22 protein-coding genes are annotated in these 22,822 nt (G+C 64.1%); 12 read left to right on the top strand and 10 right to left on the bottom strand.

The annotated features are described in order from the left end of the window. Positions 1–95: 95 nt before the first annotated feature. Positions 96–1,160, top strand: a complete 1,065-nt coding sequence (locus WBP07_RS07200; RefSeq protein WP_395395138.1) for an alpha/beta hydrolase fold domain-containing protein — start codon at positions 96–98, stop codon at positions 1,158–1,160. Between the two features lie 307 nt (positions 1,161–1,467). On the opposite strand, the gene WBP07_RS07195 is transcribed toward WBP07_RS07200, so the two are convergent. After that, positions 1,468–2,526: an AraC family transcriptional regulator ligand-binding domain-containing protein gene (locus tag WBP07_RS07195; RefSeq protein WP_395395136.1), complete on the bottom strand. Its 1,059-nt coding sequence runs from the start codon at positions 2,524–2,526 to the stop codon at positions 1,468–1,470. A 146-nt stretch (positions 2,527–2,672) separates the two neighbouring features. On the opposite strand from WBP07_RS07195, the gene WBP07_RS07190 reads away from it, so the two are divergent. The 3 genes from WBP07_RS07190 to WBP07_RS07180 all read left to right on the top strand — a co-directional run bounded on the left by WBP07_RS07190 (position 2,673) and on the right by WBP07_RS07180 (position 5,341). Beyond that, positions 2,673–3,644 carry an enoyl-CoA hydratase/isomerase family protein gene (locus WBP07_RS07190; protein ID WP_395395135.1) on the top strand — a complete coding sequence of 324 codons (972 nt, stop codon included), beginning with the start codon at positions 2,673–2,675 and terminating at the stop codon, positions 3,642–3,644. A 193-nt stretch (positions 3,645–3,837) separates the two neighbouring features. Next, positions 3,838–4,884 (top strand): helix-turn-helix domain-containing protein, encoded by a 1,047-nt coding sequence (locus WBP07_RS07185; RefSeq protein WP_395395134.1) that lies wholly within the window; start codon positions 3,838–3,840, stop codon positions 4,882–4,884. A 121-nt stretch (positions 4,885–5,005) separates the two neighbouring features. Next, positions 5,006–5,341 (top strand): hypothetical protein, encoded by a 336-nt coding sequence (locus WBP07_RS07180; protein ID WP_395395132.1) that lies wholly within the window; start codon positions 5,006–5,008, stop codon positions 5,339–5,341. 43 nt (positions 5,342–5,384) lie between these two features. Here the strand turns inward: WBP07_RS07180 and WBP07_RS07175 are convergent, their stop codons facing one another. Further along, positions 5,385–6,194, bottom strand: a complete 810-nt coding sequence (locus WBP07_RS07175; protein WP_395395131.1) for an enoyl-CoA hydratase/isomerase family protein — start codon at positions 6,192–6,194, stop codon at positions 5,385–5,387. Positions 6,195–6,405: 211 nt separating this feature from the next. Here WBP07_RS07175 and WBP07_RS07170 point away from each other — a divergent pair, with 211 nt between their 5' ends. From WBP07_RS07170 to map, 3 genes are all read left to right on the top strand, one after another. After that, complete coding sequence (locus tag WBP07_RS07170; RefSeq protein WP_395395130.1) at positions 6,406–8,094, top strand: FAD-binding protein; 1,689 nt, start codon at positions 6,406–6,408, stop codon at positions 8,092–8,094. 174 nt (positions 8,095–8,268) lie between these two features. Continuing rightward, on the top strand, positions 8,269–8,484 hold the full coding sequence (locus WBP07_RS07165) for a ParD-like family protein (protein WP_395395129.1): 216 nt from the start codon (positions 8,269–8,271) through the stop codon (positions 8,482–8,484). A 13-nt stretch (positions 8,485–8,497) separates the two neighbouring features. Continuing rightward, on the top strand, positions 8,498–9,283 hold the full coding sequence (gene map, locus WBP07_RS07160) for a type I methionyl aminopeptidase (RefSeq protein WP_395395747.1): 786 nt from the start codon (positions 8,498–8,500) through the stop codon (positions 9,281–9,283). A 22-nt stretch (positions 9,284–9,305) separates the two neighbouring features. On the opposite strand, the gene WBP07_RS07155 is transcribed toward map, so the two are convergent. Both WBP07_RS07155 and WBP07_RS07150 read right to left on the bottom strand, forming a co-directional pair. After that, the gene (locus WBP07_RS07155; protein ID WP_395395127.1) at positions 9,306–10,151 is read right to left on the bottom strand and encodes a L,D-transpeptidase family protein; all 846 of its coding nucleotides are present in this window, start codon (positions 10,149–10,151) and stop codon (positions 9,306–9,308) included. Positions 10,152–10,253: 102 nt separating this feature from the next. Further along, positions 10,254–10,556, bottom strand: a complete 303-nt coding sequence (locus WBP07_RS07150) for an Lpp/OprI family alanine-zipper lipoprotein (protein WP_395395126.1) — start codon at positions 10,554–10,556, stop codon at positions 10,254–10,256. 297 nt (positions 10,557–10,853) lie between these two features. Between WBP07_RS07150 and WBP07_RS07145 the strand changes: the two genes are divergently transcribed. The 3 genes from WBP07_RS07145 to WBP07_RS07135 all read left to right on the top strand — a co-directional run bounded on the left by WBP07_RS07145 (position 10,854) and on the right by WBP07_RS07135 (position 14,719). After that, positions 10,854–12,605: a class I adenylate-forming enzyme family protein gene (locus tag WBP07_RS07145; RefSeq protein WP_395395124.1), complete on the top strand. Its 1,752-nt coding sequence runs from the start codon at positions 10,854–10,856 to the stop codon at positions 12,603–12,605. Between the two features lie 96 nt (positions 12,606–12,701). Further along, complete coding sequence (locus WBP07_RS07140) at positions 12,702–13,700, top strand: thiamine pyrophosphate-dependent dehydrogenase E1 component subunit alpha (protein ID WP_395395123.1); 999 nt, start codon at positions 12,702–12,704, stop codon at positions 13,698–13,700. Beyond that, a complete protein-coding gene (locus WBP07_RS07135) occupies positions 13,697–14,719 on the top strand; it encodes an alpha-ketoacid dehydrogenase subunit beta (RefSeq protein WP_395395121.1) in 1,023 nt (340 codons plus the stop codon). Before WBP07_RS07140 ends, WBP07_RS07135 begins: the two co-directional genes overlap by 4 nt. A 363-nt stretch (positions 14,720–15,082) precedes the next feature. Here WBP07_RS07135 and WBP07_RS07130 read toward each other — a convergent pair whose 3' ends face one another. The 5 genes from WBP07_RS07130 to WBP07_RS07110 form a co-directional block, all read right to left on the bottom strand. Next, a complete protein-coding gene (locus WBP07_RS07130; RefSeq protein WP_395395120.1) occupies positions 15,083–16,027 on the bottom strand; it encodes a cation diffusion facilitator family transporter in 945 nt (314 codons plus the stop codon). A 295-nt stretch (positions 16,028–16,322) separates the two neighbouring features. Next, positions 16,323–17,324 carry an acyl-CoA dehydrogenase family protein gene (locus WBP07_RS07125; RefSeq protein ID WP_395395119.1) on the bottom strand — a complete coding sequence of 334 codons (1,002 nt, stop codon included), beginning with the start codon at positions 17,322–17,324 and terminating at the stop codon, positions 16,323–16,325. Next, positions 17,321–18,514: an acyl-CoA dehydrogenase family protein gene (locus WBP07_RS07120; RefSeq protein WP_395395118.1), complete on the bottom strand. Its 1,194-nt coding sequence runs from the start codon at positions 18,512–18,514 to the stop codon at positions 17,321–17,323. Before WBP07_RS07120 ends, WBP07_RS07125 begins: the two co-directional genes overlap by 4 nt. A 73-nt stretch (positions 18,515–18,587) precedes the next feature. Then, complete coding sequence (locus WBP07_RS07115; RefSeq protein ID WP_395395117.1) at positions 18,588–19,001, bottom strand: SgcJ/EcaC family oxidoreductase; 414 nt, start codon at positions 18,999–19,001, stop codon at positions 18,588–18,590. Positions 19,002–19,024: 23 nt separating this feature from the next. Next, positions 19,025–19,339 (bottom strand): Rieske (2Fe-2S) protein, encoded by a 315-nt coding sequence (locus WBP07_RS07110; protein ID WP_395395746.1) that lies wholly within the window; start codon positions 19,337–19,339, stop codon positions 19,025–19,027. A gap of 202 nt (positions 19,340–19,541) precedes the next feature. On the opposite strand from WBP07_RS07110, the gene WBP07_RS07105 reads away from it, so the two are divergent. Beyond that, positions 19,542–21,272 (top strand): FAD-dependent oxidoreductase, encoded by a 1,731-nt coding sequence (locus WBP07_RS07105; RefSeq protein ID WP_395395116.1) that lies wholly within the window; start codon positions 19,542–19,544, stop codon positions 21,270–21,272. A 174-nt stretch (positions 21,273–21,446) separates the two neighbouring features. Beyond that, the gene (locus WBP07_RS07100; RefSeq protein WP_395395115.1) at positions 21,447–22,220 is read left to right on the top strand and encodes an SDR family NAD(P)-dependent oxidoreductase; all 774 of its coding nucleotides are present in this window, start codon (positions 21,447–21,449) and stop codon (positions 22,218–22,220) included. A gap of 1 nt (position 22,221) precedes the next feature. Here WBP07_RS07100 and WBP07_RS07095 read toward each other — a convergent pair whose 3' ends face one another. Further along, positions 22,222–22,710 carry an FG-GAP repeat domain-containing protein gene (locus WBP07_RS07095; RefSeq protein ID WP_395395114.1) on the bottom strand — a complete coding sequence of 163 codons (489 nt, stop codon included), beginning with the start codon at positions 22,708–22,710 and terminating at the stop codon, positions 22,222–22,224. Positions 22,711–22,822: the final 112 nt, after the last annotated feature.

The following is a 22,822-nucleotide window of genomic DNA, read 5'->3' as shown; positions in this document are numbered from 1 at the left end:
GCCCGGGCGAATGATCGCCCGGGCCGCTTCGTATCCATCTCGCCAGAATAACCAAGCAAGGTTAGGATCTGCTCCATAACAGGGAGAGGTATCCGATGAAGACGTTCGATCCTGCAAGGACTTGGCGCGGCTTGGCATGCGCCGCAACGCTGGCCGCTACGCCGCTCGTTCCGGTGCTGGCCGATGCGCCGGCATCTGCACCGATTGCTGCAGATGCGCCTTACGTCCGGCCGGACGTCGCGGCCTATCTCAAGAAAACGGCGGCTCAGCCGCTGCCGCCGTTCACCGCCCAGGTAATCGCCCAGATCCGCAAGATGCCGCCCGGCGCGATGCCTTCACGCGATTTGCCGGTGGGCCAGATCGCAGTGGCCAAGGATCTGGAAATGCCGGGGCCGGCGGGGCTGATCAAGCTGCGGCTCTATGACGCGCGCGCGCAGCGCGGACCGGGGCCGGTCCTCGTGTTCTATCACGGCGGCGGCTTCATCCTGGGCAGCATCGACACGCACGCCGCGCTCGCTGCCGAGATCGCGCGCAAGCTGGACGTGCCGGTGGTGTCGGTCGAATACCGTCTCGCCCCCGAAAGCCCCTGGCCCGCCGCGCCCGACGATGGCGAGGCTGCGGCGCGCTGGGTGGCGGCCAATGGCAAGGCGCTGGGCCGCGATGCGACCGGCCTGATCCTCAGCGGAGACAGCGCGGGCGGCAACCTGACACTGATCGTCGCCGCCGCGCTGCGTGACAAGCCCGCCGCCGTGCCGGTGATCATGCAAGTGCCGATCTATCCGGCGACCGATTTTACCGGCGACTATGCTTCGGACCACCTGTTCGGCAACGGCTATGGGCTGGACAAGAGTTCCACCACGCTGTTCCGTCAGCACTACGCGGCCGATCCGAAGAACTTGCGGGCATCGCCGCTGCTGGGTGACCTGAAGGGCTTGCCGCCGACGGTGCTGGTGACTGCCGGCCTCGATCCGCTCCGCGATCAGGGCAGGGCCTATGCCGCCAAACTGATCGAGGCGGGGGTTCCGACGACGTATTATGAGGGCAAGGGGCTGGTCCACGGCTTCGCTACGTTCCGCAAGGATATCCCTTCAGCTCAGCAGGATACGGAGAACTTCCTTGCGCTGGCGAAGACAGTATTGGGGGAAGTGGAGAAGAAGTGAGTGCGGGGTACGCGGTCTGAATTGAGACGATAGATTTCGTATCGCCTCAAAGCACTCCGTCGCCCCCGCGAAGGCGGGGGCCCCGCTTCCTTCTCGCCATGGCCGCAAGAAGAAGCGGGATCCCCGCATGCGCGGGGATGACGAGGATTGGTTTGTGAACCGGGTCTTGCCATTCGGATTTGCTGGGCGGACTTACCGGCAGAGTTTCATTGAAAAAGTGCGCGCACGGTTCACGACCTGATCGGACAACAGCAAAGCCTCATGCCGAGCATTACGATCTTGGTCGGACCGGCGGCACGAAGTGCCCTCAGCAACCGGCCCGAAACTGTTGAGGGGTCATCCCCGTCCAGCGCTTGAATGCCCGGCCGAAGCTGGTCTGCTCGCCATAGCCCAGCCGGTCGGCGATCTCGTCCAGCGACAGCCGCCGGTCCGCCAGATGCGCGCGCGCCAAAAACTCGCGCTGTTTTTCGACCAGTTCCGAAAACCGGACGCCTTGCTCGGCCAGCCGCGATTGCAGGGTGCGGACCGAAATGCCGGTCTTTTCCGCACAGCGCTCGATCGAGCAACGCCCATAGGCCAGGGAGCCGCGAATATAGCTCTCCACCTTGTCGACGATGGACGGGCTATGTGTGGTCTTCACTTGCTGGAGATAGGAGCCGAGCAGCTTGTAGAGCAGCCGGTTCGCGCTGGGCACGGGCTGCTCCAGCGCGCCGACCGGGAAGGCCACCGAATTGCGCTGCGATTGCCCGCGCACCTTGCAACCCAGCAGCTTCTCGATCTCCGGCAAGTCGCTTGATCGCGGATCGGCGGAAAGGCTGACCCAACTGGGACGAAAGGCCGGGCCGCCGATCGATTGCAGCAGCTTCAGGTTCAGCATCGCCGCCTGGTAATTGGCCTGATCGTTCAGGCCGATGTCGGTGTTCACCAGCCAGGTCAGTTCGGCCGTCTCGCGCCCTTCGATCAGCACCACCTCGCAATCGGGGGCATGGACCACGGGCAGGAACTCGATCAGGCAGCGGATGCCCGCGCGCACGGTAGGGGCGGAGCGGCACAGCGCGGTCACGCAGCCGAACACTTCGGGATCCTGCATCGAGCCGAAATGCAGGCCGAACAGCGGATCGTCGAACAGCACGCTGCAATACTCGAACGTGTCCGCCACCTGCTGCGGGGCGATCAGGCTCTCCGGGTCGATCAGCACGCGCGCTTCCATGCCGTGCCGTTCGACGATGCCGCGCGCGTCGCGGCCGTGGCTGCGCGCCAAATTGGCAAGGCCGGCAAAGTTGGCCGCACGCACCTGGCCGCCGCTGGGCGCCACGTCCAGCGGACCATCAAGGCTGAAGAAGCTGCTGCCGTGAACCATACTCATCCCTCTTGCGGGCGGTATCCGCCTCTCATGTCGCGCATCCAATATCGAGAAGGTCGCGCCTAATGCCAATCCCCCTTGCCTTGCCTGTGGCAGCACTCGGGAAAGCCCCGAAAGTCATGAGCAGGGCCAAAAAGGCGGAGAGAACCATGAAGACGATAGCCGACCACAAGAAGGTGGCCGAACAGCATGTCCTCTACGAGAAGGACCCCGAAACCAAGATCGCCACGATCACCTTCAACCGGCTGGACAAGCACAATACCGCCACGATCGGCATGCGCGCGCGCTTCGGCGAACTGGTGTTCAAGGCGAACATCGACGACGATGTGAAAGTGCTGGTGATCCGCGGCATGGGCGATCACCTGGGCAGCGGCGGCGATCTGGACGAGCATGGCGATCTCTACCTGAACCCGCAGCCGGGCGACGGTTTCCTGGTCGATCTGGAAATCGATGATCCGGAGGTGAAGTACCCGCCGCCGGGCTCTTTCCGCTATCTCCACGGCCTGACCGACTACTACGCCAAGGCCCGTTCGGGGAACCGCCCGCTGCAGGAATTCAAGAAGATCTCGATCATCGAGGCCAAGGGATACTGCTACGGCTGGCACTTCTACCAGTGCGCCGATGCGGACATCATCGTCTCTTCCGACGATGCGCTGTTCGGCCACCCTTCGTTCCGCTACGCCGGCTGGGGCCCGCGCATGTGGCAGTGGCTGGAAATGGTCGGCCTGCGCCGTTTCTCCGAAATGCTTTTCACCGGCCGCCCTTTCACCGCGGACGAGATGAACAACTGCAATTTCGTGAACTCCGTGGTTCCGCGCGACAAGCTGGAGGCGGAAACCGCCAAGTACGCGCACGCCTGCTCGATCACCCGGCCGACCGACGTGGTGGTGGCGCAAAAGACCTTTATCGAGGCGTACAAGCAGTATCGCGGCGAATACATGGGCAGCCTGCTGACCGGCTGGCTGGAAGGCATGCTGCCGCTGATGAAGGACGATGGCGAGAACGACGTCAACTTGGGCAAGGGCAGCACCTTCAAGCAGGGAATCGGCAAGGTGGTGAAGGGCCATGACGAGAACTATCCGCCGGAATGGCGCCTCTCGATGAAGGGCCGGAAGGGCTGAAGCTGCAGTATCGGAAGAAATCTGCATTCAATGCAGATCGCGCTGCATGATATGTAGAGTTGTCGCGCGTTCTGATGATACCATGGCGGCGAGGATGTGAGATCGGCGAGAAGCCGGCCGCAGCCTCGCCAGATATGGGCCGGCAGCGAATGTGCATACATTCGCCGGGCCTTCAGCACCCGGGGAGAGGGTCATGGCTGAAACCTTGTTCGCGCTGGACAGGCGCAATGTACACGAAGGCCAGAACGTGTTCCGGGGGGAACGCGCACAGGAATACTATCGGGGGGACTTCTGGGTAGAGGATGCGCCAACGGTAGATGTGCGGTCCGAACGCCGCACTGTCGGCGCCGTTTCGATCATTCGTCAGCGTTCCGCCAGCAACCTGTTCTTCCGCCGATCCCGCCAGCACATCCGCGAGGATGCCACCGATCTCTCGATCCTGTGGTTCGTGCGGCGCGGGGAGTTCGCGTTCTCCAACCAGTGCGGCGCAAAGGTGGCGGCGGAGGGCGATTTCGTCATCACCCGTTCCATGGAACCGTTCCTGATCGAATGCCGGACGGACGGCACCGGGCTGAGCGAAGTGCTGCACGTCACCGTGCCTACACATCTGCTGCGCGCCCATGTCGCGCAGGATTGCAGCAGCGCGCTGGTGGTGCCGGCGGCGCGGGGCAGGGCGGTTCCCGAACTGGCCATTGCCGAACACCTGCTAGCCGATGTGTTCGCGGACGATGGCCGGCTTTGCGAGAATTCGGCCCGCCTGCTGGTGGAGACCGCGCTGGGCCTGATCGGGCACACGGTGCGTGCACTGGAAGAGCCGCGCCCAGCCCGCCAGTCGATCGCCGAGCGTCGGTTGGAAGATGTGCTGCGTTTCATCGAAGTGCACCTGTCGGACCCGCAACTGTCTACCGCGATGGTCGCCAAGGGATGTGGTATCAGCCCGCGCTACCTCTCTTTCCTGCTGCGCCTGAGGGAGACTTCGTTCTCCGAACTCGTGTGGGAACAGCGACTGGGCAAGGCGCGCGACTGGCTGACCAATTCGGATCCGCGCGACATTTCGATCAGCGAGATCGCCTATGGCGTGGGCTTCAAGAGCCCCGCGCACTTCAGCCGCATGTTCAAGCGCGTGTTCGGCGCCAATCCGCGCGAATATCGCGGCGACAGCGGTGGTGAAATCGCACCTCCATCGCCGATGGCGACCGGGTTCGGCGATTTCGTCAGCGGTTCCAGCCTGCTCCAGTAACCGGCACGCCGCCCGGGCGATGCCTGTCCATCGCTCAGGCCCGGCACCCCGCGCCGCGCTTGCAACACGGCGCGGAGCGGGGTGATGTTCGCCGCCAACATATAGGAACAGGAGGATGCCGATGCCCCGTTACAAGCTTGTCGCGCTGACCACGCCGCTGCCCGGCCGTGAGCAGGACTATCACGAATGGTACAACACCAAGCACCTGCCCGAACTGGTCAACAAGTTCGGCATGAACGGCGCGCAGCGCTATGAACTGGTGGCCAAGCTGATCGGCAACGACGCCAATCCCTATCTCGCCATCTATGACATCGAGTGCGACGATCCGATGGCGCTGCTCGGCGCGATCGGCAAGGCGACCGCCGCCGGCGAACTGACGCAGAGCGACGCTTCGGATATGGCGAGCTGCTATACCGCGCTGTTCTCCGAACTGGGCGAACCGGTGCTGCCGGCCTGATGCAGTCCGCCCTCGCGCCGGTCTCGGCGCGAGGGCTCGTTCCTTATCGCCCGATGAACTTCGGTGCGCGCTTTTCCTTCAGCGCCATTACCGCTTCGAGATGATCCGCACTGCGGACAGAGACGCTCTCATAAGCGATGCCCGCGTCCAGCACGGCGGTGGCCAGACGCTTCAGTTCCAGGTTGGTCAGCACCTTGGTCGCGCGGATCGCCATCATCGCGCCGTTCAGCAGCTTTGCACAGAAAGCGTCGACTTTCGCGTCCAGTTCATCCGCCGGGATGCAGTGGTTGACCAGGCCGATTTCCGCAGCCTTGCTGGCGGTAAGCAGATCGCCCGTCAGCAGGAATTCCTTGGCGCGGGTAAGGCCGATGCGCTGGGCCCAGATCACCGCGCCGCCGTCTCCCGCCACAAGGCCGATGCCCACGTGCGGATCGCCGATCTTGGCGCCTTCGGCCGCGAAGATTACGTCGCAGAGTAGCGCCAGCGTCGCGCCCAGGCCCACGGCGTGGCCGTTGAGGCGGCAGACCACCGGCTTGTCGATATCCAGCAGCGTCAGCACGATCCGCTTGGCAATCCGCGCCTCGTGATCGAACAAGTGCGGGTTGCGTGCCGAGTTCTCGATATGGTCGAGGTCGCCACCGGCCGAGAAGGCGCGGCCCGCGCCGGTGATGACGATTACGTCCGAACCGGGATCGCCCTGCGCGAACCACAGTGCCTCGGCCAGTTCGTCATGAAGCTGAAGGTTCACCGCGTTCATCGCGTCCGGCCGGTTGAGCGTCAGGCGCAGCAGCCGTCCCTCGCGTGCGAGCAGGATGGTTCCGAATTCCGGCAGCGGCGGCACATTATCGCTCATTTCGGCATGTCTCCCTCGTTTCCCTGCTCATAAGCGCAGCGGCGGCAACGGCCACCCTGCAATCTTTCGGAAGCCCAACCCTTCGCCCCGGCGAAACCTTTGCGTCGGCAAGGCCTTGGCGGCCTGCTTTGCTTGCATCGTGCGGGCAAGTCCGATCTACCTCGGCCAAAGCCCGCGTGATGCAAGCGATGGGCGCGTGTGAGAGGGCAAAATGGCCGAATTCGACGAGACGTTCGACTGGGTGGTCGTGGGCAGCGGGGCAGGCTCCATGGCATCGGCGCTGCTGATGAAGCAGGCGGGCAAGTCGGTGGTCATTCTGGAAAAGGCGCCCTGGGTGGGCGGTACCACGGCGAAGTCGGGCGGGGTCATGTGGATCCCCAACAACCGCTTCATGAACCCGGGTGAGGACAGCTTCGAACAGGCCTGCCTTTATCTCGATTCCGTAGTACCGGATGGGGAAGACAGCCCCGGCACCAGCCCCGAACGCCGCCGCGCCTATGCCCGCGAAGCGCCCAAGATGCTGGACTTCATCGTCTCGCAAGGCGTCGCGATGGAGCGCGGCTCCACCTTCTGGCCGGACTACTACGACGATCTGCCCGGCGGCGTGAAAACCAGTCGTACGGTCACCGCGCTGCCGTTCGACAAGAACGAATTGGGCAAGGACTGGGCCGGACGGTTGCGGCAGGGCTTCGCCGAAGTGCCGGTGAAGCTGGATGACGGCATGAAGATGCCTTTCGCCAAACACTCGTGGGCGATCAAGATGCTGCTCGTGCGCGTCGGGCTCAAGATCATCGCGGGCAAGCTGACCGGCAAGCACTGGGTCACTGCCGGCGCGGCGTTGCAGGGGCGGATGCTGAAGGCGGTGATCGCCAAGGATGCCGCAGATATCCGCCTGGAATCGCCGGTGGACGAAGTGATCGTCGAGAACGGCAAGGCCGTGGGAGTCGTTACCGTGAAGGATGGCAAGCCGTGGCGCGTCGGCGCGCGGCTGGGCGTCCTGATGAACGCGGGTGGCTTCTCGCAGAACCAGCAGATGCGTGACAAGTACATGCCCGGCACCCGCGCGGCATGGTCGAACGGGATCGAGAGCGACGCCGGCGACATGCACGTCGAACTGGAACGCAAGGGCGCGGTGCTGGCGCAGATGGACCAAATGGTGGGCTTCCAGATGAGCGAGGCGCCCGGCTGGGATACCGACTACGTCAAGCCCGGCACCCAGAGCACCACCGGAAAGCCACACGCCATTCAGGTCGACCAGACCGGCGTCCGCTACATGAACGAGGGCGGGTCCTATGAGGAATTCTGCGAGAACATGCTGGTGCGCAACCGCACGGTTCCCGCGATCCCCAGCTGGGCGATCATGGACCAGCAGTACATGGACGAATACGCCGTGGCCGGCAAAGGCACCGCGAAGAAGAACATGACCGGCTGGCTCTCCTCCGGCTGGATGCGCAAGGCGGACAGCCTGGAGGCGTTGGGCCGGCAGATCGGCGTGCCTTCGGACGCACTGAAGGCCACCGTCGAGCGTTGGAACGGCTTCGTGCGCGGCGGCAAGGACGAAGACTTCCATCGCGGCGAGCGCGCCTACGACAACTGGCTGGGCGATCCGTTTTTCAAGGACGGACCCAATGCCTGCATGGGCACTATCGAGAAGGGGCCGTTCTACGCCATTCCCATCGTGCCCGGCGATGTCGGCACCTATGGCGGCGTGGTCTGCGATTGCGATTCCCGCGTCCTCAAGGCGGATGGCACCCCGATCGAGGGCCTATATGCCTGCGGCGTCACCACGGCATCGCCGATGGGCCGCGTCTACCCCGGTGCTGGCGCCAGCGTGGGTCCGTCGATGACGTTCGGCTGGGTAGCCGCCAAGCACGCCGCCGGGTTGGGCAACCAGCTCTGATCAACCTGCTGCAATCTCATAAATATCTGCGACCTGCCGGGAGATTTTTCTGAATTTTCCGGTAGGTCGCGGAGAGCGAGCTATCGCCCCGCTGCTGCTCAAAAGATGCCCGATTGACCTGTCGATATACGAATCATATACGATTCATATGTTCGTTATCTCCAGAGGCCATCAATGGGCATTGTGAAAATCGCCGACGACCTGCACGAAGAAGCGCGTCGCGCCAGCACGGTGATGTGCCGGTCCATCAATGCCCAGGCCGAATTCTGGATGAAAGTCGGCATGCTGGCGGAAGCCAATCCCACGCTGTCCTTCAACGATATCGTGAAGAGGCAGCTTGCCACCGCGCAGGCGCCTGGGCTGGACGTTCCGGACGCAGCGGCGGCCTGACATGAAGAATGCGATGGTGAAGACGCCCGAGGAACTGGCGCTGATGCGCATTTCGGGCAAGCTGCTGGCGTCGGTGTTCGAGATGCTGGACGGGCATGAGCTTGCCGGCATGTCGACGATGGCGGTGAACGACATGGTCGATCGCTTCATTACCGTGGACCTGAGCGCACGGCCGGCGAGCAAGGGGCAGTACGGCTTCAAGTACGTGCTGAACTGTTCGATCAACCACGTCGTCTGTCACGGGGTGCCCAATGTCGATGAGGTCATCCGCGACGGGGATATCATCAACCTCGACATCACGCTGGAAAAGAACGGTTTCATTGCGGATTCCAGCAAGACCTACATTGTCGGCACCGTTCCCCCGGCAACCAAGCGGCTGGTGCAGGTCGCGCAGGAGGCGATGTGGCAGGGTATCCGGCAGGTCCGACCCGGCGCCAGTCTGGGCGACATCGGTTTCGCGATCGAGCAGCATGCCCGGCGGAACGGCTATTCGGTGGTGCACGAATATTGCGGTCACGGCATCGGCCGCGAAATGCATGAAGATCCGCAAGTGCTCAATTTCGGGCGGCGCGGAACCGGGATGAAACTGCGCGAAGGCATGGTCTTCACGATCGAGCCGATGGTGAACCAGGGTAGCCGCAAGGTGACGACCGAAGACGATGGCTGGACCGTCGTCACCAACGACGGCAAGCTGTCCGCCCAGTTCGAACATACGGTCGCCGTCACGCAAACGGGTGTGGAGGTGCTGACCTTGCGTCGGGACGAGAAGCCGGCGCGACCCTTGGCGGGGCACACCTGAAACGGTCAGGCGCGCGGTAGCGTCAGTTCTGCGCCGCCTCCAGTACGGTCTGGACCCGAACGCGGGGGAACACGTCTTCCAGCGGCGTGCTGTCCGGCAGCACGTAGACATAGCCGCCTTTCTTCTCGAACAGCGGGACCACGCCGTTGTTGTAGAAGGCCTTGGGCACGTTGATGCAGCCGAAGGTGATGCGGTTGTCGTCGATCGTGGCCGATAGCATTCGTGCCTTGCGGTTTTCCTTGTTGCCGACCGGGATCGTGTGGAGCGCCACCGAGGTCGTGTAATCGACCCAGAGCACTTTCTGGTTTCCGGCCGCCATGCCGAACTTCGCCAGGAAGCGACCGGCCGGCGTGGTCTTTTCGGCGGGGCCGATTTCGGACAGCGACTTGGTGCCGATGCCGGGCGTGGCTTCGTCTCCCAGTGCCTTGCCGATCAGGACCGGAGCGTCGGCTAGCGGCTTGCCCTTGGAACTGAACAGGTAGGCACGCGCTGCCGGCTTGTCGACGATGATGTAGGGCAGCTTGCCGTTGTCCGTGGACGATGCGATCCAGCGCGCGACCAGCGCGGCAGAGTCCGAAAGGGTTGGGGTGTATTCCGAAGCCATTCCGGCAGCGTCTTGCCGATCCGCTTCAGCGGTCAGCCCGGCTTCCCCCGCCTGATCCGAACCTTCCGCCTTGTCCGCTTCGGTGGCTGCGGTTTTCGCGGAGACTTTCGCCGGGCTTTTCGCCTTCGCCGGGGCCTTCGCCTTCACCGACGTGCGGCCCGAGGCGTGCGTCTTTGCCGGAGCGTTTAAGTCTGTCGGAATGGCATCAGCGGGCGTCGCGCCGGCCAGCGTGAGCGCAGCAAACGCCAGGGAAACACTGATCATCGTGTTAATCTACTCGAAGAATGCAGGCATGGGAATGGTCGGCGCCAGGACCGGCGCCGACACATGCTTTACAACAAGGACAGGCTCAGACCGAGCCTGCGTTCAGTTACGCGCCTTCTTGCGCGGGGCGGCCCGCAACTGCTGCTCGACGCTATCGACCCGGCCGTTCAGCTGGTCGATCCGCTGGGCGTTCTGCTGTGCAGTTCCGGAAGCGGCCTGGGCTTCCGCCAAGGCCTGCTTCGCCGTGGCATCCGTCTGCTGGAGACGGGAATCGAGACCGTCGATACGCTGGTTTACCGTGGCGATCTGATCGTTCACGTAACCTTTGGTGGCGCACCCGCCGAGGCCGACCGAACCCACAAGCACGATGGCTATCGGGGCGAATCTCGTCAGATATGGCGACATCGCATGCACTCCTTGTCGACTAAGTGTTTAACAGCCCCGCAACGGTCCAACCCGAGCGGGCAATCGTGAACAATGCGATTCTGGCCGGCCGTGCATTCGCTCGGCTGAACGGATGCAGCGAACCTTCCATGTGCAATAAGTAACGCAACGCCGTTCGGTTCCACGCAATCTGTTTGCCTGCGTCGGCGCAGCGAAGTGACTGGGCCTACCTTCCGCATTTTCGCGCCTTTCGCTGCGCTTCGCCGCGCTGCTAGGCCCGTCGAAAGACGATGATTGCGACTGGGAGGATTGAAAATCATGCACCATGCCGGCACCGCCCGCTGCGAGTTGCCCGACCCAGACCGGTCGCTGGTGCAGGCTCCCCCTCTGGCGGACGAGCCGGGGCAGGGCGCGCATACGATCGCGGGTTATTTGCGGGAGGTGACGGCCCGCCACGGCCCGCGTGAGGCGGTGGTGCTCCGCAAAGGTGAACACCGCATCGCGTGGACTTACGAGGATTTGCTCGCCCGCTCGATGGACGTGGCGCGGGCACTGGTTGCCTGCGGGATCGGCAAGGGGGAACGGGTCGGCATCCTGATGACCAACCGGCCGGAATTCCTCTCCAGCCTGTTCGGAACCGCACTGGCCGGCGGGGTGCCGGTGGCGCTGAGCACATTCTCCACGCCGCAGGAACTGGACCACCTGCTGCGCGCCTCCGAAATCACGCTGCTGATTTACGAAGCGCGGGTGCTGAAGAAGGATTTCGGCGCGATGCTGCGCGATTTGGCGCCGGGAATGCTTTCCGCATCGCGAGGCGGTCTGGCCTCGGCGCAGTTCCCGTATCTTCGGCAACTGGTCGCGCTGGGCGGAGCGCCGGGCGAGGAGGAGCCTTTCGCCGTGGGCGCGGGCGGAGCGGTGGAGACCTGGGACGAATTCATCGCCCACGGTGCCGGCGTGGCGGACGAACTCGTGCTGGCTCGGGCCGATGCAGTGCATCCGGCCGATATTGGCGGCATCTTCTTCTCCTCCGGCACCACCAGCCTGCCCAAAGGGGTAGTCCATTCCCAGCGCGCCTTTGCCGTGCAGTGGTGGCGCTGGCCGCGGCTGTTCGCGATGCATGAGCCGGTACGCAGTTGGACGGGGAACGGCTTCTTCTGGTCCGGAAATATCTCGATGGTGGTTGGCACGGCGCTCTCGACCGGCGGCACGGTGGTGCTCCAGCGCATGTTCGACGCGGACGAGGCGCTGGAACTGGCCGAGAAGGAGCGGGTGACTTTCCTCAACGGCCGGCCGCATCAGTGGGCGCGGCTTCAGGCCTCGCCGAAGTGGGCGGGGGCGGACCTGTCCAGCGTAAAGTACGTGCCGCGCGGGGAATTGATCTGGCAGCATCCGACCGTCTCCACCCAGTGGGAAGTGCCGATGTCGTTCGGCTGCACGGAGACGATGACGATCTGCACCTCGTTCGTTGCGGATGATGCCGAAGGCCGCGTGGAAGGGTCTTTCGGGGCGCCTTTGCCGGGGAATATCCTAAAGATCGTCGAGCCGATATCGGGCCGCGTGGTGCCGCTTGGGACCGTGGGAGAGATGTGCATCAAGGGACCGACGTTGATGTCCGGCTACCTCGGCAAGGCGCCCGAGGAGTGCTTCGACGCGGAAGGTTTTTTCTGCACCGGGGACGCCGGAAGGGTCGACGAGGCCGGGCGCTTCTTCTGGGAAGGGCGCATGACCGAGATGATCAAGACCGGCGGCGCCAATGTCGCGCCGATCGAGGTGGACGAGGTGATCGCCCGGATTCCGGGGGTGAAGCGCACCCAGACGGTGGGCGTGCCGGATGACCTGCTGGGAGAGATGGTGGTCGCCTGCATCGTCCCGCTGGATGGCGCGGTGGTGGATGAGGCGACCGTGATCGCATCGTGCAAGGCGCAGATCGCCAGCTTCAAGGTGCCCCGCCGCGTGCTGTTCTTCCGCGACGAGGATTACGCCATCACCGGCAGCGAAAAAGTGAAGTCAAGCGAAGTTCGCAAGCTCGCCCAGGCGCGGCTGGAAGCGGATAACGCCGAGGCGGTCTGACCCACTCTTGCGCCCGGGGGTGGGTGGCGTACTGAACTTGAGTTCAGCCAGCCCCGTTCATGCAAGGGCGGAATGAGGCTGATCTAGAGAGGACCTATGAGCCAGACACTGGAGAACCGGGCCAAGCCCGACGCCAAGACCCAGCTCGACATCTATCGCCGGATGATCCGGATCGAGCGCAACGACGACGCCACCCGCACCCAGATCCGTCGCGGCCGCATTACCGCGCCGTACTACTCGGCGCGCGGGCAGGAATGCATTCCTTCGGCCATCTCGGTGCTGCTGAACGACGACGACAAGATCTGCACGATCTATCGCGGCATCCACGACATGGTCGCCAAGGACATGCCGCTCCGCCCGCTCTGGGCAGAGATCTGCGGCCGCGTCGACGGCACCTGCAAGGGCAAGGGCGGCCCGATGCATCTCACCCACCCGGAAACCGGCGTGATGGTGACGACGGGCATCGTCGGTTCGTCCATGCCGATCGCCAACGGCTTCGGCTGGGCGGCGCTGCTGGATGGCACCAAGCAAGTGACCGTGGCCTATTTCGGTGACGGCGCCAGCAACATCGGCGCGTTTCACGAGGCGCTGAACCTGGCTTCGGTCTGGAAGCTGCCGGTGATTTTCGTGTGCCAGAACAACGGCTTTGCCGAGCACACCCGTTACGAGAACGGCACTTCGGTCGACCAGATCTCGAAGCGCGCGATCGGCTACGGCATGCCGGGCTATACCGTGGACGGCAACGACCCCGTCGACGTCTACGCCCACGCCCACGCCGCCATCGAGCGCGCCCGTGCGGGAGAGGGGCCGACCTTGCTGGAATGCAAGACCTTCCGCTTCATGGGCCACGTCTTCGGCGACGCGGACGGCTACATGACCAAGGAAGAAAAGGCCGCGGCGATCGCTAAGGATCCGCTGCCGATCTACCGCCAGAAGCTGATCGACGACGGCATTGCCACTGCGGCTGAACTCGACGCGCTGACCGCAAAGATCGAGGCCGAAGTGAACGACGCCATCGAATTCGCGATGGCCTGCGAATACCCGTCCGACGACGAACTGCGCCGCGACGTCTTTGCCGAGGAGATTCCGGCATGAGCACTGAAACTCTCGAAGCGACCGCCGTGGAAACGGTCAAGATGAACGGCCTCCAGGCGATCAACGCCGCGCTGATGGAGGCGATGGAGGCCGATCCCAAGGTTCTCGTGCTGGGTGAGGACATCGCGGATAACGAAGGCGGCGGCGTCGTCGGCGTTACCCGCGGCCTCTCCACCAAGTTCGGCACGATGCGCGTGCGCTCCACGCCGATCTCGGAACAGGCGATCATCGGCGCGGCCATCGGTGCGGCCATGGGCGGCTACAAGCCCGTTGCCGAAATCATGCTGATGAACTTCACGACCGTGGCCATGGACATGATCGTGAACCACGCGGCCAAGCTGCGCTTCATGTCGGGCGGCCAGAGCCAGGTGCCGATGGTGATCCGCACCCTGACCGGCGCGGGCAACCAGACCGCAGGTCAGCACGCTGACTTCTACGAGGCATGGTTCTGTCACACCGCCGGCATTAAGGTGGTGATCCCCTGGACCCCGGCTGACTTCAAGGGCCTCTATCTCTCGGCCATCCAGGACCCCGATCCGGTGATCATCGTCGAAAGCGGCAAAACGCTGTTCGTGCCGATGGACGTGCCGGTGAACCAGGGCCCGATCCCGCTAGGCAAGGCGAATGTCGTCGCGCCGGGTTCGGATATCACTATCGTTTCCTACGGCCAGATGATGTTCACCGTCATGCAGGCCTATGAGGAACTGACCAAGGCGGGCGTTTCGGTCGAAGTGGTGGACCTGCGCACGATCTCTCCGTGGGACAAGGAAACCGTGCTGGCTTCGGCCGAGAAGACCGGCCGCCTGCTGGTCGTTCACGAAGCGGGCCGCAACTTCGGTCCCGGCGCGGAAATCGCCGCGACCGTGCAGGAAACGCTGTTCGGTAAGTTGAAGGCCCCGGTCGGGCGCCTCGGCGCGCCCTACTGCTCGGTGCCGTTCGCCAAGAAGCTGGAAGACGCCTTCCTCGTGCAGCCGCCCGAGATCATCGCCGAGGCTCAGCGCCTCGTCGCGATGGGATGATACGGTACTGCCGTTACTGAAACGGAAGGCCTCCGCAGTGATGCGGGGGCCTTTTCGTGTTAGTGCTTGGGCTTGGCGTTATCGAGCGGGCGAACGCAGCGGAGGCACCGGAGATTGCTTCCCCCAAGCCGATCCCGGAGTCAGTCCAACCGCCCCCAGCCGCCCCAACCCAACTTAGCTCGTCATCCCCGCGAAGGCGGGGATCCCGCTTGTTCTTCGCGGCGAGGCAAAAGGAAGCGGGGCCCCCGCCTTCGCGGGGGCGACGGGATGGTGAGGCGGGAGCGCGTGTGTCCTGCGCCTGCGCTCTGGCCGTTCACAGAACGACGTGATCCCCAATGACCGGTCACGCCGTGCAGGGGCAGGTCACCAAACCATCGCATCCGCTCGCTTTTCCGGCCGAATGTAGATCGAGGTGATCCACGGCGAGAGCGCTTTCATCCTGCACTCCAGTTCCTCAATCAGCGTTTCGGCGTCGCCCATCCTCAGGTCGTCCGCGAAGTCGGCGCTGATCGCGACGAAGATCGCCTGCGGGCTCGTGTGGATGGTGCGGATGTGGTTCACCGCGTCAATGCGCGGATTGCCGTCCAGCACTTCCCGGATCCGGGCGATGAGCACCGGGTCGGCCGCCTCGCCGATCAGCAGTTCCTTGGATTCGCGGGCCAGCAGCACGGCAACGCCCGCCAGCACGCAGCCGATCAGTACCGATGCGACGCCATCGATGCGCGGGTCGGCGAAGTGGATCGAGGCCCAGACGCCGATCGCCGCGATGATGAGGCCGATCAGCGCGGCGCTGTCCTCGAACAGCACGATGAAACCCGGCGGGTCCTTGCTGCGATGGATCGCCTGCCACCAGGTCTGCTCGCCGCGCCCGCGATCGAATTCGCGCACGGCGAGGGCCCACGACGCGCCCTCCATCAGGAATGCGATGCCCAGCACGATATAGTTGAGCGTCGGATCCTCGATAGCGTGCGGTTGCTGGATGTGGATGAAGCCTTCGTAGATCGACACGCCCGCGCCGATCGCGAAGATCAGGATGGCGACCACGAAAGCCCAGAAATAAAGCTCGCGCCCATAGCCGAACGGATGCGTCGGGTCCGGCTTTCGGCTGGCGCGTTTCTGGCCGTAGAGCAGCAGTACCTGATTGCCGCTGTCCACCAGCGAGTGCACGCCCTCCGTCAGCATCGAGGACGATCCGCTGATCCCGGCGGCCACGAACTTGGCGACGGCAATGCCAAGGTTGGCCGCCAACGCGCCGTAAAGCACGATATTGGCCTTGAAATGCGCAGCGAAGCTGCCTGTTTCGCTCATCGTGGCGCGGTTCCTCGCAGGACTTCGAAGAGTCCCAACTGTCACCGCCCGGGCGAGGTTGCGCAAGCCCCCGGCAATTTAGGGTCTGTGGGCCTTCCTGGGGCGGAATCCAGTCTCAAGACTGACCGTGGAGAAAGTACTTCACGCCAAACACACCGTCGCCCCCGCGAAGGCGGGCCCCCGCTTCTTTGCGCCGCGCCCGAAGAAAAGCGGGATCACCGCCTTCGCCGGGATGACGGGAGCTAATCGGATGATTTTGGTTTGCGGGTCTTCATTGGCTGAATCCCCATAAGTCTTAGCCCAGCGCCTGACGCCCCACGCGCTCGTTCCACAGGTCGGCATTGCCGCAGAGTTGCAGGTTCAGCAGCGCGCGTTTGAGGAACAGATGGCAAGGATGCTCGTCGGTGAGGCCGATGCCGCCGTGGAGCTGCACCATCTCCTCGGTCACGAAGCGGAAGGCTTCGGCGGCGAGGACTTTGGCGGCGGCAAGCTCGGTCACGCTGGCACCATCGTCGCGCACGCGCTTCCACAGCAGGGCCTCGGCCACGACGATGCGCGTCTTCATGTCGGCGGCGCGGTGCTTCAATGCCTGGAACAGCGCGATCGGCCGGTCGAACTGACGGCGGACCTTCATGTACTCGATCGTCATGTCCAACGCCGCGCCCGCCGCGCCGATGCAGTCCGCCGCGAGCGCCAGTTGCGCTTCGCCCGAAAGCTGGTCGTGCAATGCCTTCGCGCCCGTCGCGTCGGTGAGCATCAGCGTGGGCGCGTATCCGTCCAGCACCACGTCGAACAGGCGGCGGCTGGGATCCCATATCGCGCGATCGACGATCGAGACGCCCGGCGCATCGAGCGGCACCAGTGCATAACCGCCGGGAAGCTGCGCGACGACGGCGACGGCCATGTCCGCTTCGAACACGCCCGATATCGTGCCCGAGACAGAGCCGTCCGATCCCTCGGTCATCTTGGCGGAGAGCATCGGCAGCGGCGCATATTCGCCGCCCGCCAGCCGTTCCAGCCAATCCGCGCGCTCGGCAAAGTCTTCGCTGGCGGCAACTGCTTGAAGGCCAAGTTGGGCTGGGATCAGCGGCATCGCGGAGAGCACGCGACCCATTTCCAGGTGCAGCGCGGTCGAAGCCTCCCGCGTGAAGCCAAGGCCGCCGTCTTCTTCGGGCAGGCGTACCATCAGCCAGCCCATTTCGGCGGCCAGTTGCCAGCTTTGATCGCGCGAGGGGGAGAGCTTTTCCGCCGGGAACGCCTTCTGCGCAGCGTCGGTGAGTTCGTTCAGTTCGATCACAGCACCCACCCCTTCGGCTCGCGCGGCATGTCCAGCATGCGTTCGGCGATGATGTTGCGCTGCACTTCCTCGCTGCCGCCGGCGATGGTCCAGGCATAGGAATTCATGAAATCGGCCATCCAGTTGCCGGTATTGAGATCGCCGAAGGTGATCGGCGCCACATATTGCTCGTCCATCCCGCCCAGTCGCACGCCCAGCGCGGAGTAAGCGCGTAGCGCACGGCTGTAGGCGTTCTTGACGATGGAGGCGTCACCCATGCGCTCGATCCCCTTGATGCGATTGTCGAGGAACTGGTCGGCAATCGCGCAGACGGCGTCGACTTGCGTCACCAATGTGCCGAAATCGCGCAGCACGCCGCGATCGTCCTCGTGCCCATGCTCGCGGATCAGCTTGGCTACGCGGCCCAGCGCGCCACGCATGCGGTAGGACAGCTCCATCAGCGTCAGCCCGCGTTCGGAAGCGAGCGTCGCCTGTGCCACGGCCCAGCCTTTGCCTTCCTCTCCCACGCGTTCGGAGACCGGGATCTCCACGTTATCGAGGAAGATCTCGGCGAATTCCTCGTCGCCCTGGATCTGGTGGATCGGACGGACGGTGACGCCCGGCGCCTTCATGTCCATCAGCAGGTAGGTAATGCCCGCCTGCTTCACGCCGTCAGACGACGTGCGCGCCAGCAGCAGGCACTTGTCTGCGAACTGCGCCATCGTCGACCAGACTTTCTGGCCGTTGATGACGTAGACGTCGCCATCCGGGCGTGACTGGAGTTCGGCCCGGGTCTTGATCGCGGCAAGGTCCGATCCGGCGCCGGGTTCTGAGAAGCCCTGGCACCAGGTCTCACCTTCGAGAATCTTGGGCAGGTAGCGCGCCTTCTGCTCGGCATTGCCGCATTCATGCAGCGTGGCGAAGGCGTGGTAGGTGGACACGAAGGAGAGCAGCAGGCGCGGGCAATCGGCGCCGGCCAGTTCCTCATAGATCACTTTCTGCTCGGCCAGGCTGCGACCGCCGCCGGGATACTCGTCAGGCCAGTGCGGGATCGCATAGCCGGCGCGGACGAGCTTGCCGAACCAGTCGCGTTGGGTGCGGACGAAATCGTCCTGCGTGCGGCTGGCATCGCGCCAGCCGGTGGGCGCTTCGGCTTGGAGGAAGCTGCGGACTTCGCTCCGCAGGGCTTCTAGATCGGCAGTATCGGTCATGCCCTGTCCTTGCCGGTCGGCTGTCGGGGCGTCCAGACGGGGGCGGGTCGCCGCTGCGATATCGGGATGGTCGTCAGGGTCGGAGAACGGATTCCCCCGTTCGAGGATTCGTCAGGGTGACGTTTTCCAGCGCCTGAATGCGCCAGTTCTCATTGCGCCTGGTGAGTACCGCAAGGATCAAAGTATCGATCGCGTGTGGGCCGGCCGGATGGGCTGGGCCCGTCGTCAGACGGCTCCAGAAATGAACGACCGCTGCGCCATCGCTGATCGGCATGATGTCGATCAGGTCGTTTCGCAGCTCGGAGTCGCTGTAGATGGTCTCGTGGATAGGGCGATGCAGTTCGACGATCGCCTCGACACCGCGAACGTAGTGGCCAAAGCGGTTCACGAAGCTCGCATCTTCGTGAAAGAGCGCGGCCAAGGCGTTCATATCATGCGCGTTCCATGCAGCTGCAAATGCCGCAGGCGCGTCTTCGGGGCGGTTCATGAAGCTCGGCCTTTCACGCCTTTTCAGATTGCGACCTCGATCGTCTCGCCCTCGACCCGCACCTCATACGTCTCGATCGGCATCGTGGCGGGTGGATTGATTGGCGCACCGGTTTCGAGGTCGAAGCGTGCGCCATGGACGGGGCAGGAAATCCAGCCGTTGCGCATGCGCCCGCATTCCAGCGTCTCGTAAGCGTGGCTGCACAAGTTGCGCACGGCGAAGATGCGGTCCTTCGTGTTGCAGAGGATCACGCTGATCCCGTTCAGCTCAACCACGATCTTGGTGCCGGGCGGCACGTCTTCCAGTTTGGCGGCGGCAACGAAGGTCTTTTCGGTCATCATCATCCCGGTTTCGCTTTGGTGGCTTGGGCAGTCCTGCCTTCGCGACCTGCGTGCCGCGCCGCCGTGACGCAAGGGCAGGCGGGGTACGCAAGTCGCGCAAGGCAGGACCAAGCAAGACGCTGTACCGTGGCGGTCATTTCGTGGGCAAGCCGCCGACGCGATAAGACGCACGAATAACATGCGTTTCGGGAGAATAGGGGTGGCAGCCAAGGACGGAAGCACTGAAAGCTTCGATGTCGTGGTGGTGGGATCGGGCTCGGCCGGGGCGATGGCGGCGCTGCGCAGTGCCGACCTCGGCATGAAAGTGCTGATCGTCGAGAAGGCACACAAGTTCGGCGGCACTTCGGCCACGTCGGGCGGGGTGATGTGGATCCCGAACCATCGGCTGGACGGCGATCAGGGGGATAGCCGCGAAGCCGCTCTGGCCTATCTGGATGCCACCATCGGCGTGCCGGTGAACCGCGAGCGGTTGGAAGCCTTCGTGGACGAAGCGCCGCGGATGCTGCGTTTCCTCAAGTCCACCGGCGTTTCGGTGATGGCTGCGGCGTGGCCGGACTATTTTCCGGGGCGTGCCGGCGCGCGCGCCGATCGTTCGGTGATCGTGCCGACATTCGATGGACGGCGGCTGGGCGATGGCCGCTATGCGCTGATGCGAGAACAGTACAACCGCTTCAAGCTGTTCGGCCGCTATGCGATGGACCTTACCGAGACCTTTGCGCTGATGATGCAGTCCAAGGGCTGGCGCATGGTCGCGGGCAAGATGATCGGGCGGTATTGGGTGGACCGCCCTACCCGCAAGGTATCCCACCGCGACAAGCGGTTCACGCAAGGCGCAGCGCTGATGGGCGCGACGTATGAGCAGGTGTTTGCGCGCGGGGTGGATCTGCGCATGGAAACCAGGCTGGAGCGACTGCTGGTCGATGAGGGCGGGCGTGTTACCGGCATCGAGCTGTCCAATTTCGGCCGCAAGTACGAAGTCGCGGCGCGGCATGGCGTCGTGCTGGCGGCAGGCGGGTTCGAGTGGAATCAGGAACTGCGCGACCGCTTCTACCCGGTGCCGGGCCTGACGCGGCATTCGTCCACGCCCGAGGACGGCAATCGCGGTGAGGCGCTGATCGCGGCGGAATCGGTCGGGGCCTCCACCGAACATACTTCGCAGGGCTGGTGGATCCCGACGATGACGCTGCCGATGAAGGGCGCCTCGAACTTTCATGAGATCCATCAGGCGGCGTTCGATGTCGGCCGCCCCTGGAGCGTGGTGGTGAACCGCAAGGGTGTCCGGTTCGTGGACGAGGCTTGCGGGTACGACCAGTTCGGGCAGGCCATGGTGCGCGATCAGGTGGAGAGCGGTGCCAACTGTCCGTGCTGGCTGATCTTCGATGCGAAGTTTCGCAAGAAGTTCAGCGCCGGAGGGCTAATGCCCACGGTCCATACGCCCGAGCACAAGGTTCCGGCGGACTGGTGGGATCACTACGTCTTCCGCGCCGATACGATCGAGGAGCTTTGCGCCAAGACGCATCTGCCCGTGGAGGCGGTGCGGCAGACTGTCGCCAACATGAATGCTTATGCGAAGACGGGCGTCGATCCGGAATTCGGGCGGGGCATGAACCCCTATGACCAGATGTTCGGTGATCCGTCCTCCACGCCCAATCCGAACATCGGGCCGATCGACAAGGCGCCGTTCTATGCGGTGCCGATCAACAACGGCGATCTGGGTACCAAGGGTGGCCTCAGATGCGATGCGCGGGCGAGGGTGCTCGATGGGGCCGGGCAGCCGATTGCCGGGCTCTACGCGGCGGGCAACAACTCCGGGACGCCGTTTGGCGATACTTACCCTGGGGCAGGGGCGACGATCGGGCCGGCGATGACCTTCGGGTTCGTTGCCGCCAACGATATTGCCGAGCGTGCCGGTAATCAGCGTGTGGGCTGAGTTTTAAGGAAGCGGGATCCCCGCCTACGCGCGGATGACGAGGTGATTGGATTTGGCGAAGCTTCGATAAGCAGGCCTAAAACCAGACACGCACAAAAATACTCCCGTCATCCCCGTTAAGGCGGGGATCCCGCTACTTCTTCAGGCGGTGACGGAACAAGCGGAGCAGGACAGATGCAAGGCAAGGTAGCAGTCGTCACCGGAGCGGCCGGCGGCATTGGTGAGGCGATCGTGCGCGCACTTGGGGCAAAGGGCGTGAAAGTCCTCGGCACCGGGCGCAACGAAGGCAAGCTGCAGGCGCTGAAGGACGCGCTGGCAGGCACGATGGAGTTCGACTTCATTGCCATCGATGCCACTGCGGATGAAGCACCACGCGCCATTGTCGATGTCGCGGTGGAGAAGTTCGGTCGGCTGGACGTGCTGGTGAACAACGCCGGATCGTTCAACTTCGGTCCCGTGGATCAGACGACCGACGCGATGCTCGACGAAGTGCTGGGCATCTCCCTGCGCGCGCCGTTTCGGCTCTGTCGTGAAGCGCTGCGGGTGATGGGTGAGGGCGGCTCGATCCTCTTCATCGGTTCCACCTGGGGGCTTTACGGCACGCCGGGCGGCGGGGCCTACTCCACGGTGAAGGCTGGGCAGATCGGGCTGATGCAGACGATGGCGGCCGAATATGGCCCGCGCGGCATCCGATCCAACTACATCGCGCCGACAGTGGTGCGCACCGAAATGACGACGGCGTTCTGGGATCTCGATTTCTTCCGCCGCACCAACCACGAACTGACCCCGCTTCAGCGCGACTGCTCGGCAGCGGATATCGGCAACATGGTGGCCTTCCTCGCCTCGGACGAGGCTGGGTTCGTCAACGGGCAGACCATCGCGGTGGATGGCGGCATCTCGACCACGCGCTATGTCTCGCCCGCCGCCATCGGGGTCGTCCGACAATAAGTCAGCGGGGCGGCTTGCAGGGCTTGCCTTCGTAGGCGAAGCGGATGGTCTTGTATTCGCTGCCGCTCCAGCGGGCGATGGGGAAGCAGAAGCCGGGGCCGCCGATCTCGATATCGGGATAGCCGTCCACTCCGCGCGTCGTCTGGAAGGTGGCGATGCCGGTTTCGTTGGCCATGACCTGCCAGCCGGAGGCCGTCTGGCGCAGGAGTTGGAAGCCTGCGCCGGTCATACCGAAACACTCGGTGCCATCGGCCGTGATCAGTGCTTCGGGGCGGCCGTCCCCGTTGAGATCCTTGAACTCGACGTTCTGGCGCGTGACGGTGGTGGCGCCGTCGCAGCCTTTCCAGGCATTGCCGGCCTTCACATAGCCCGCCGTGCGCATCAGTTGGTCGAACTGGGCGGGTGAGAGGGCGGCAGGCTTGGGCGCCTGTGCCGCCAGCGGTGCGGCAAGGGCAAGACCGATCAGGGCCATTCCACGGAACGTCGACATCGTTTTATTCCCCCATATCCAGCGGCATTTTCAGTGACTGGCCCCTTGGCGAAGAGGGTGCCTGCGATGCTGCACCGGCGTCAATCCGTGCGAAGCCCCAATCGTTTTTTGT

This window comes from Novosphingobium oxfordense, from assembly GCF_044029435.1.
GTDB lineage: Bacteria > Pseudomonadota > Alphaproteobacteria > Sphingomonadales > Sphingomonadaceae > Novosphingobium.
Note: the sequence above shows the minus strand (reverse complement) of the source record. Positions and strands in the feature narration are given on the sequence as shown.

Coding starts and splice junctions, on each gene's coding strand:
- WBP07_RS07200 (WP_395395138.1), top strand. CDS start 96: ATGAAGACGTTCGATCCTGCAAGGACTTGGCGCGGCTTGGCATGCGCC.
- WBP07_RS07195 (WP_395395136.1), bottom strand. CDS start 2,526: ATGAGTATGGTTCACGGCAGCAGCTTCTTCAGCCTTGATGGTCCGCTG.
- WBP07_RS07190 (WP_395395135.1), top strand. CDS start 2,673: ATGAAGACGATAGCCGACCACAAGAAGGTGGCCGAACAGCATGTCCTC.
- WBP07_RS07185 (WP_395395134.1), top strand. CDS start 3,838: ATGGCTGAAACCTTGTTCGCGCTGGACAGGCGCAATGTACACGAAGGC.
- WBP07_RS07180 (WP_395395132.1), top strand. CDS start 5,006: ATGCCCCGTTACAAGCTTGTCGCGCTGACCACGCCGCTGCCCGGCCGT.
- WBP07_RS07175 (WP_395395131.1), bottom strand. CDS start 6,194: ATGAGCGATAATGTGCCGCCGCTGCCGGAATTCGGAACCATCCTGCTC.
- WBP07_RS07170 (WP_395395130.1), top strand. CDS start 6,406: ATGGCCGAATTCGACGAGACGTTCGACTGGGTGGTCGTGGGCAGCGGG.
- WBP07_RS07165 (WP_395395129.1), top strand. CDS start 8,269: ATGGGCATTGTGAAAATCGCCGACGACCTGCACGAAGAAGCGCGTCGC.
- map (WP_395395747.1), top strand. CDS start 8,498: ATGGTGAAGACGCCCGAGGAACTGGCGCTGATGCGCATTTCGGGCAAG.
- WBP07_RS07155 (WP_395395127.1), bottom strand. CDS start 10,151: ATGATCAGTGTTTCCCTGGCGTTTGCTGCGCTCACGCTGGCCGGCGCG.
- WBP07_RS07150 (WP_395395126.1), bottom strand. CDS start 10,556: ATGTCGCCATATCTGACGAGATTCGCCCCGATAGCCATCGTGCTTGTG.
- WBP07_RS07145 (WP_395395124.1), top strand. CDS start 10,854: ATGCACCATGCCGGCACCGCCCGCTGCGAGTTGCCCGACCCAGACCGG.
- WBP07_RS07140 (WP_395395123.1), top strand. CDS start 12,702: ATGAGCCAGACACTGGAGAACCGGGCCAAGCCCGACGCCAAGACCCAG.
- WBP07_RS07135 (WP_395395121.1), top strand. CDS start 13,697: ATGAGCACTGAAACTCTCGAAGCGACCGCCGTGGAAACGGTCAAGATG.
- WBP07_RS07130 (WP_395395120.1), bottom strand. CDS start 16,027: ATGAGCGAAACAGGCAGCTTCGCTGCGCATTTCAAGGCCAATATCGTG.
- WBP07_RS07120 (WP_395395118.1), bottom strand. CDS start 18,514: ATGACCGATACTGCCGATCTAGAAGCCCTGCGGAGCGAAGTCCGCAGC.
- WBP07_RS07115 (WP_395395117.1), bottom strand. CDS start 19,001: ATGAACCGCCCCGAAGACGCGCCTGCGGCATTTGCAGCTGCATGGAAC.
- WBP07_RS07110 (WP_395395746.1), bottom strand. CDS start 19,339: ATGACCGAAAAGACCTTCGTTGCCGCCGCCAAACTGGAAGACGTGCCG.
- WBP07_RS07100 (WP_395395115.1), top strand. CDS start 21,447: ATGCAAGGCAAGGTAGCAGTCGTCACCGGAGCGGCCGGCGGCATTGGT.
- WBP07_RS07095 (WP_395395114.1), bottom strand. CDS start 22,710: ATGTCGACGTTCCGTGGAATGGCCCTGATCGGTCTTGCCCTTGCCGCA.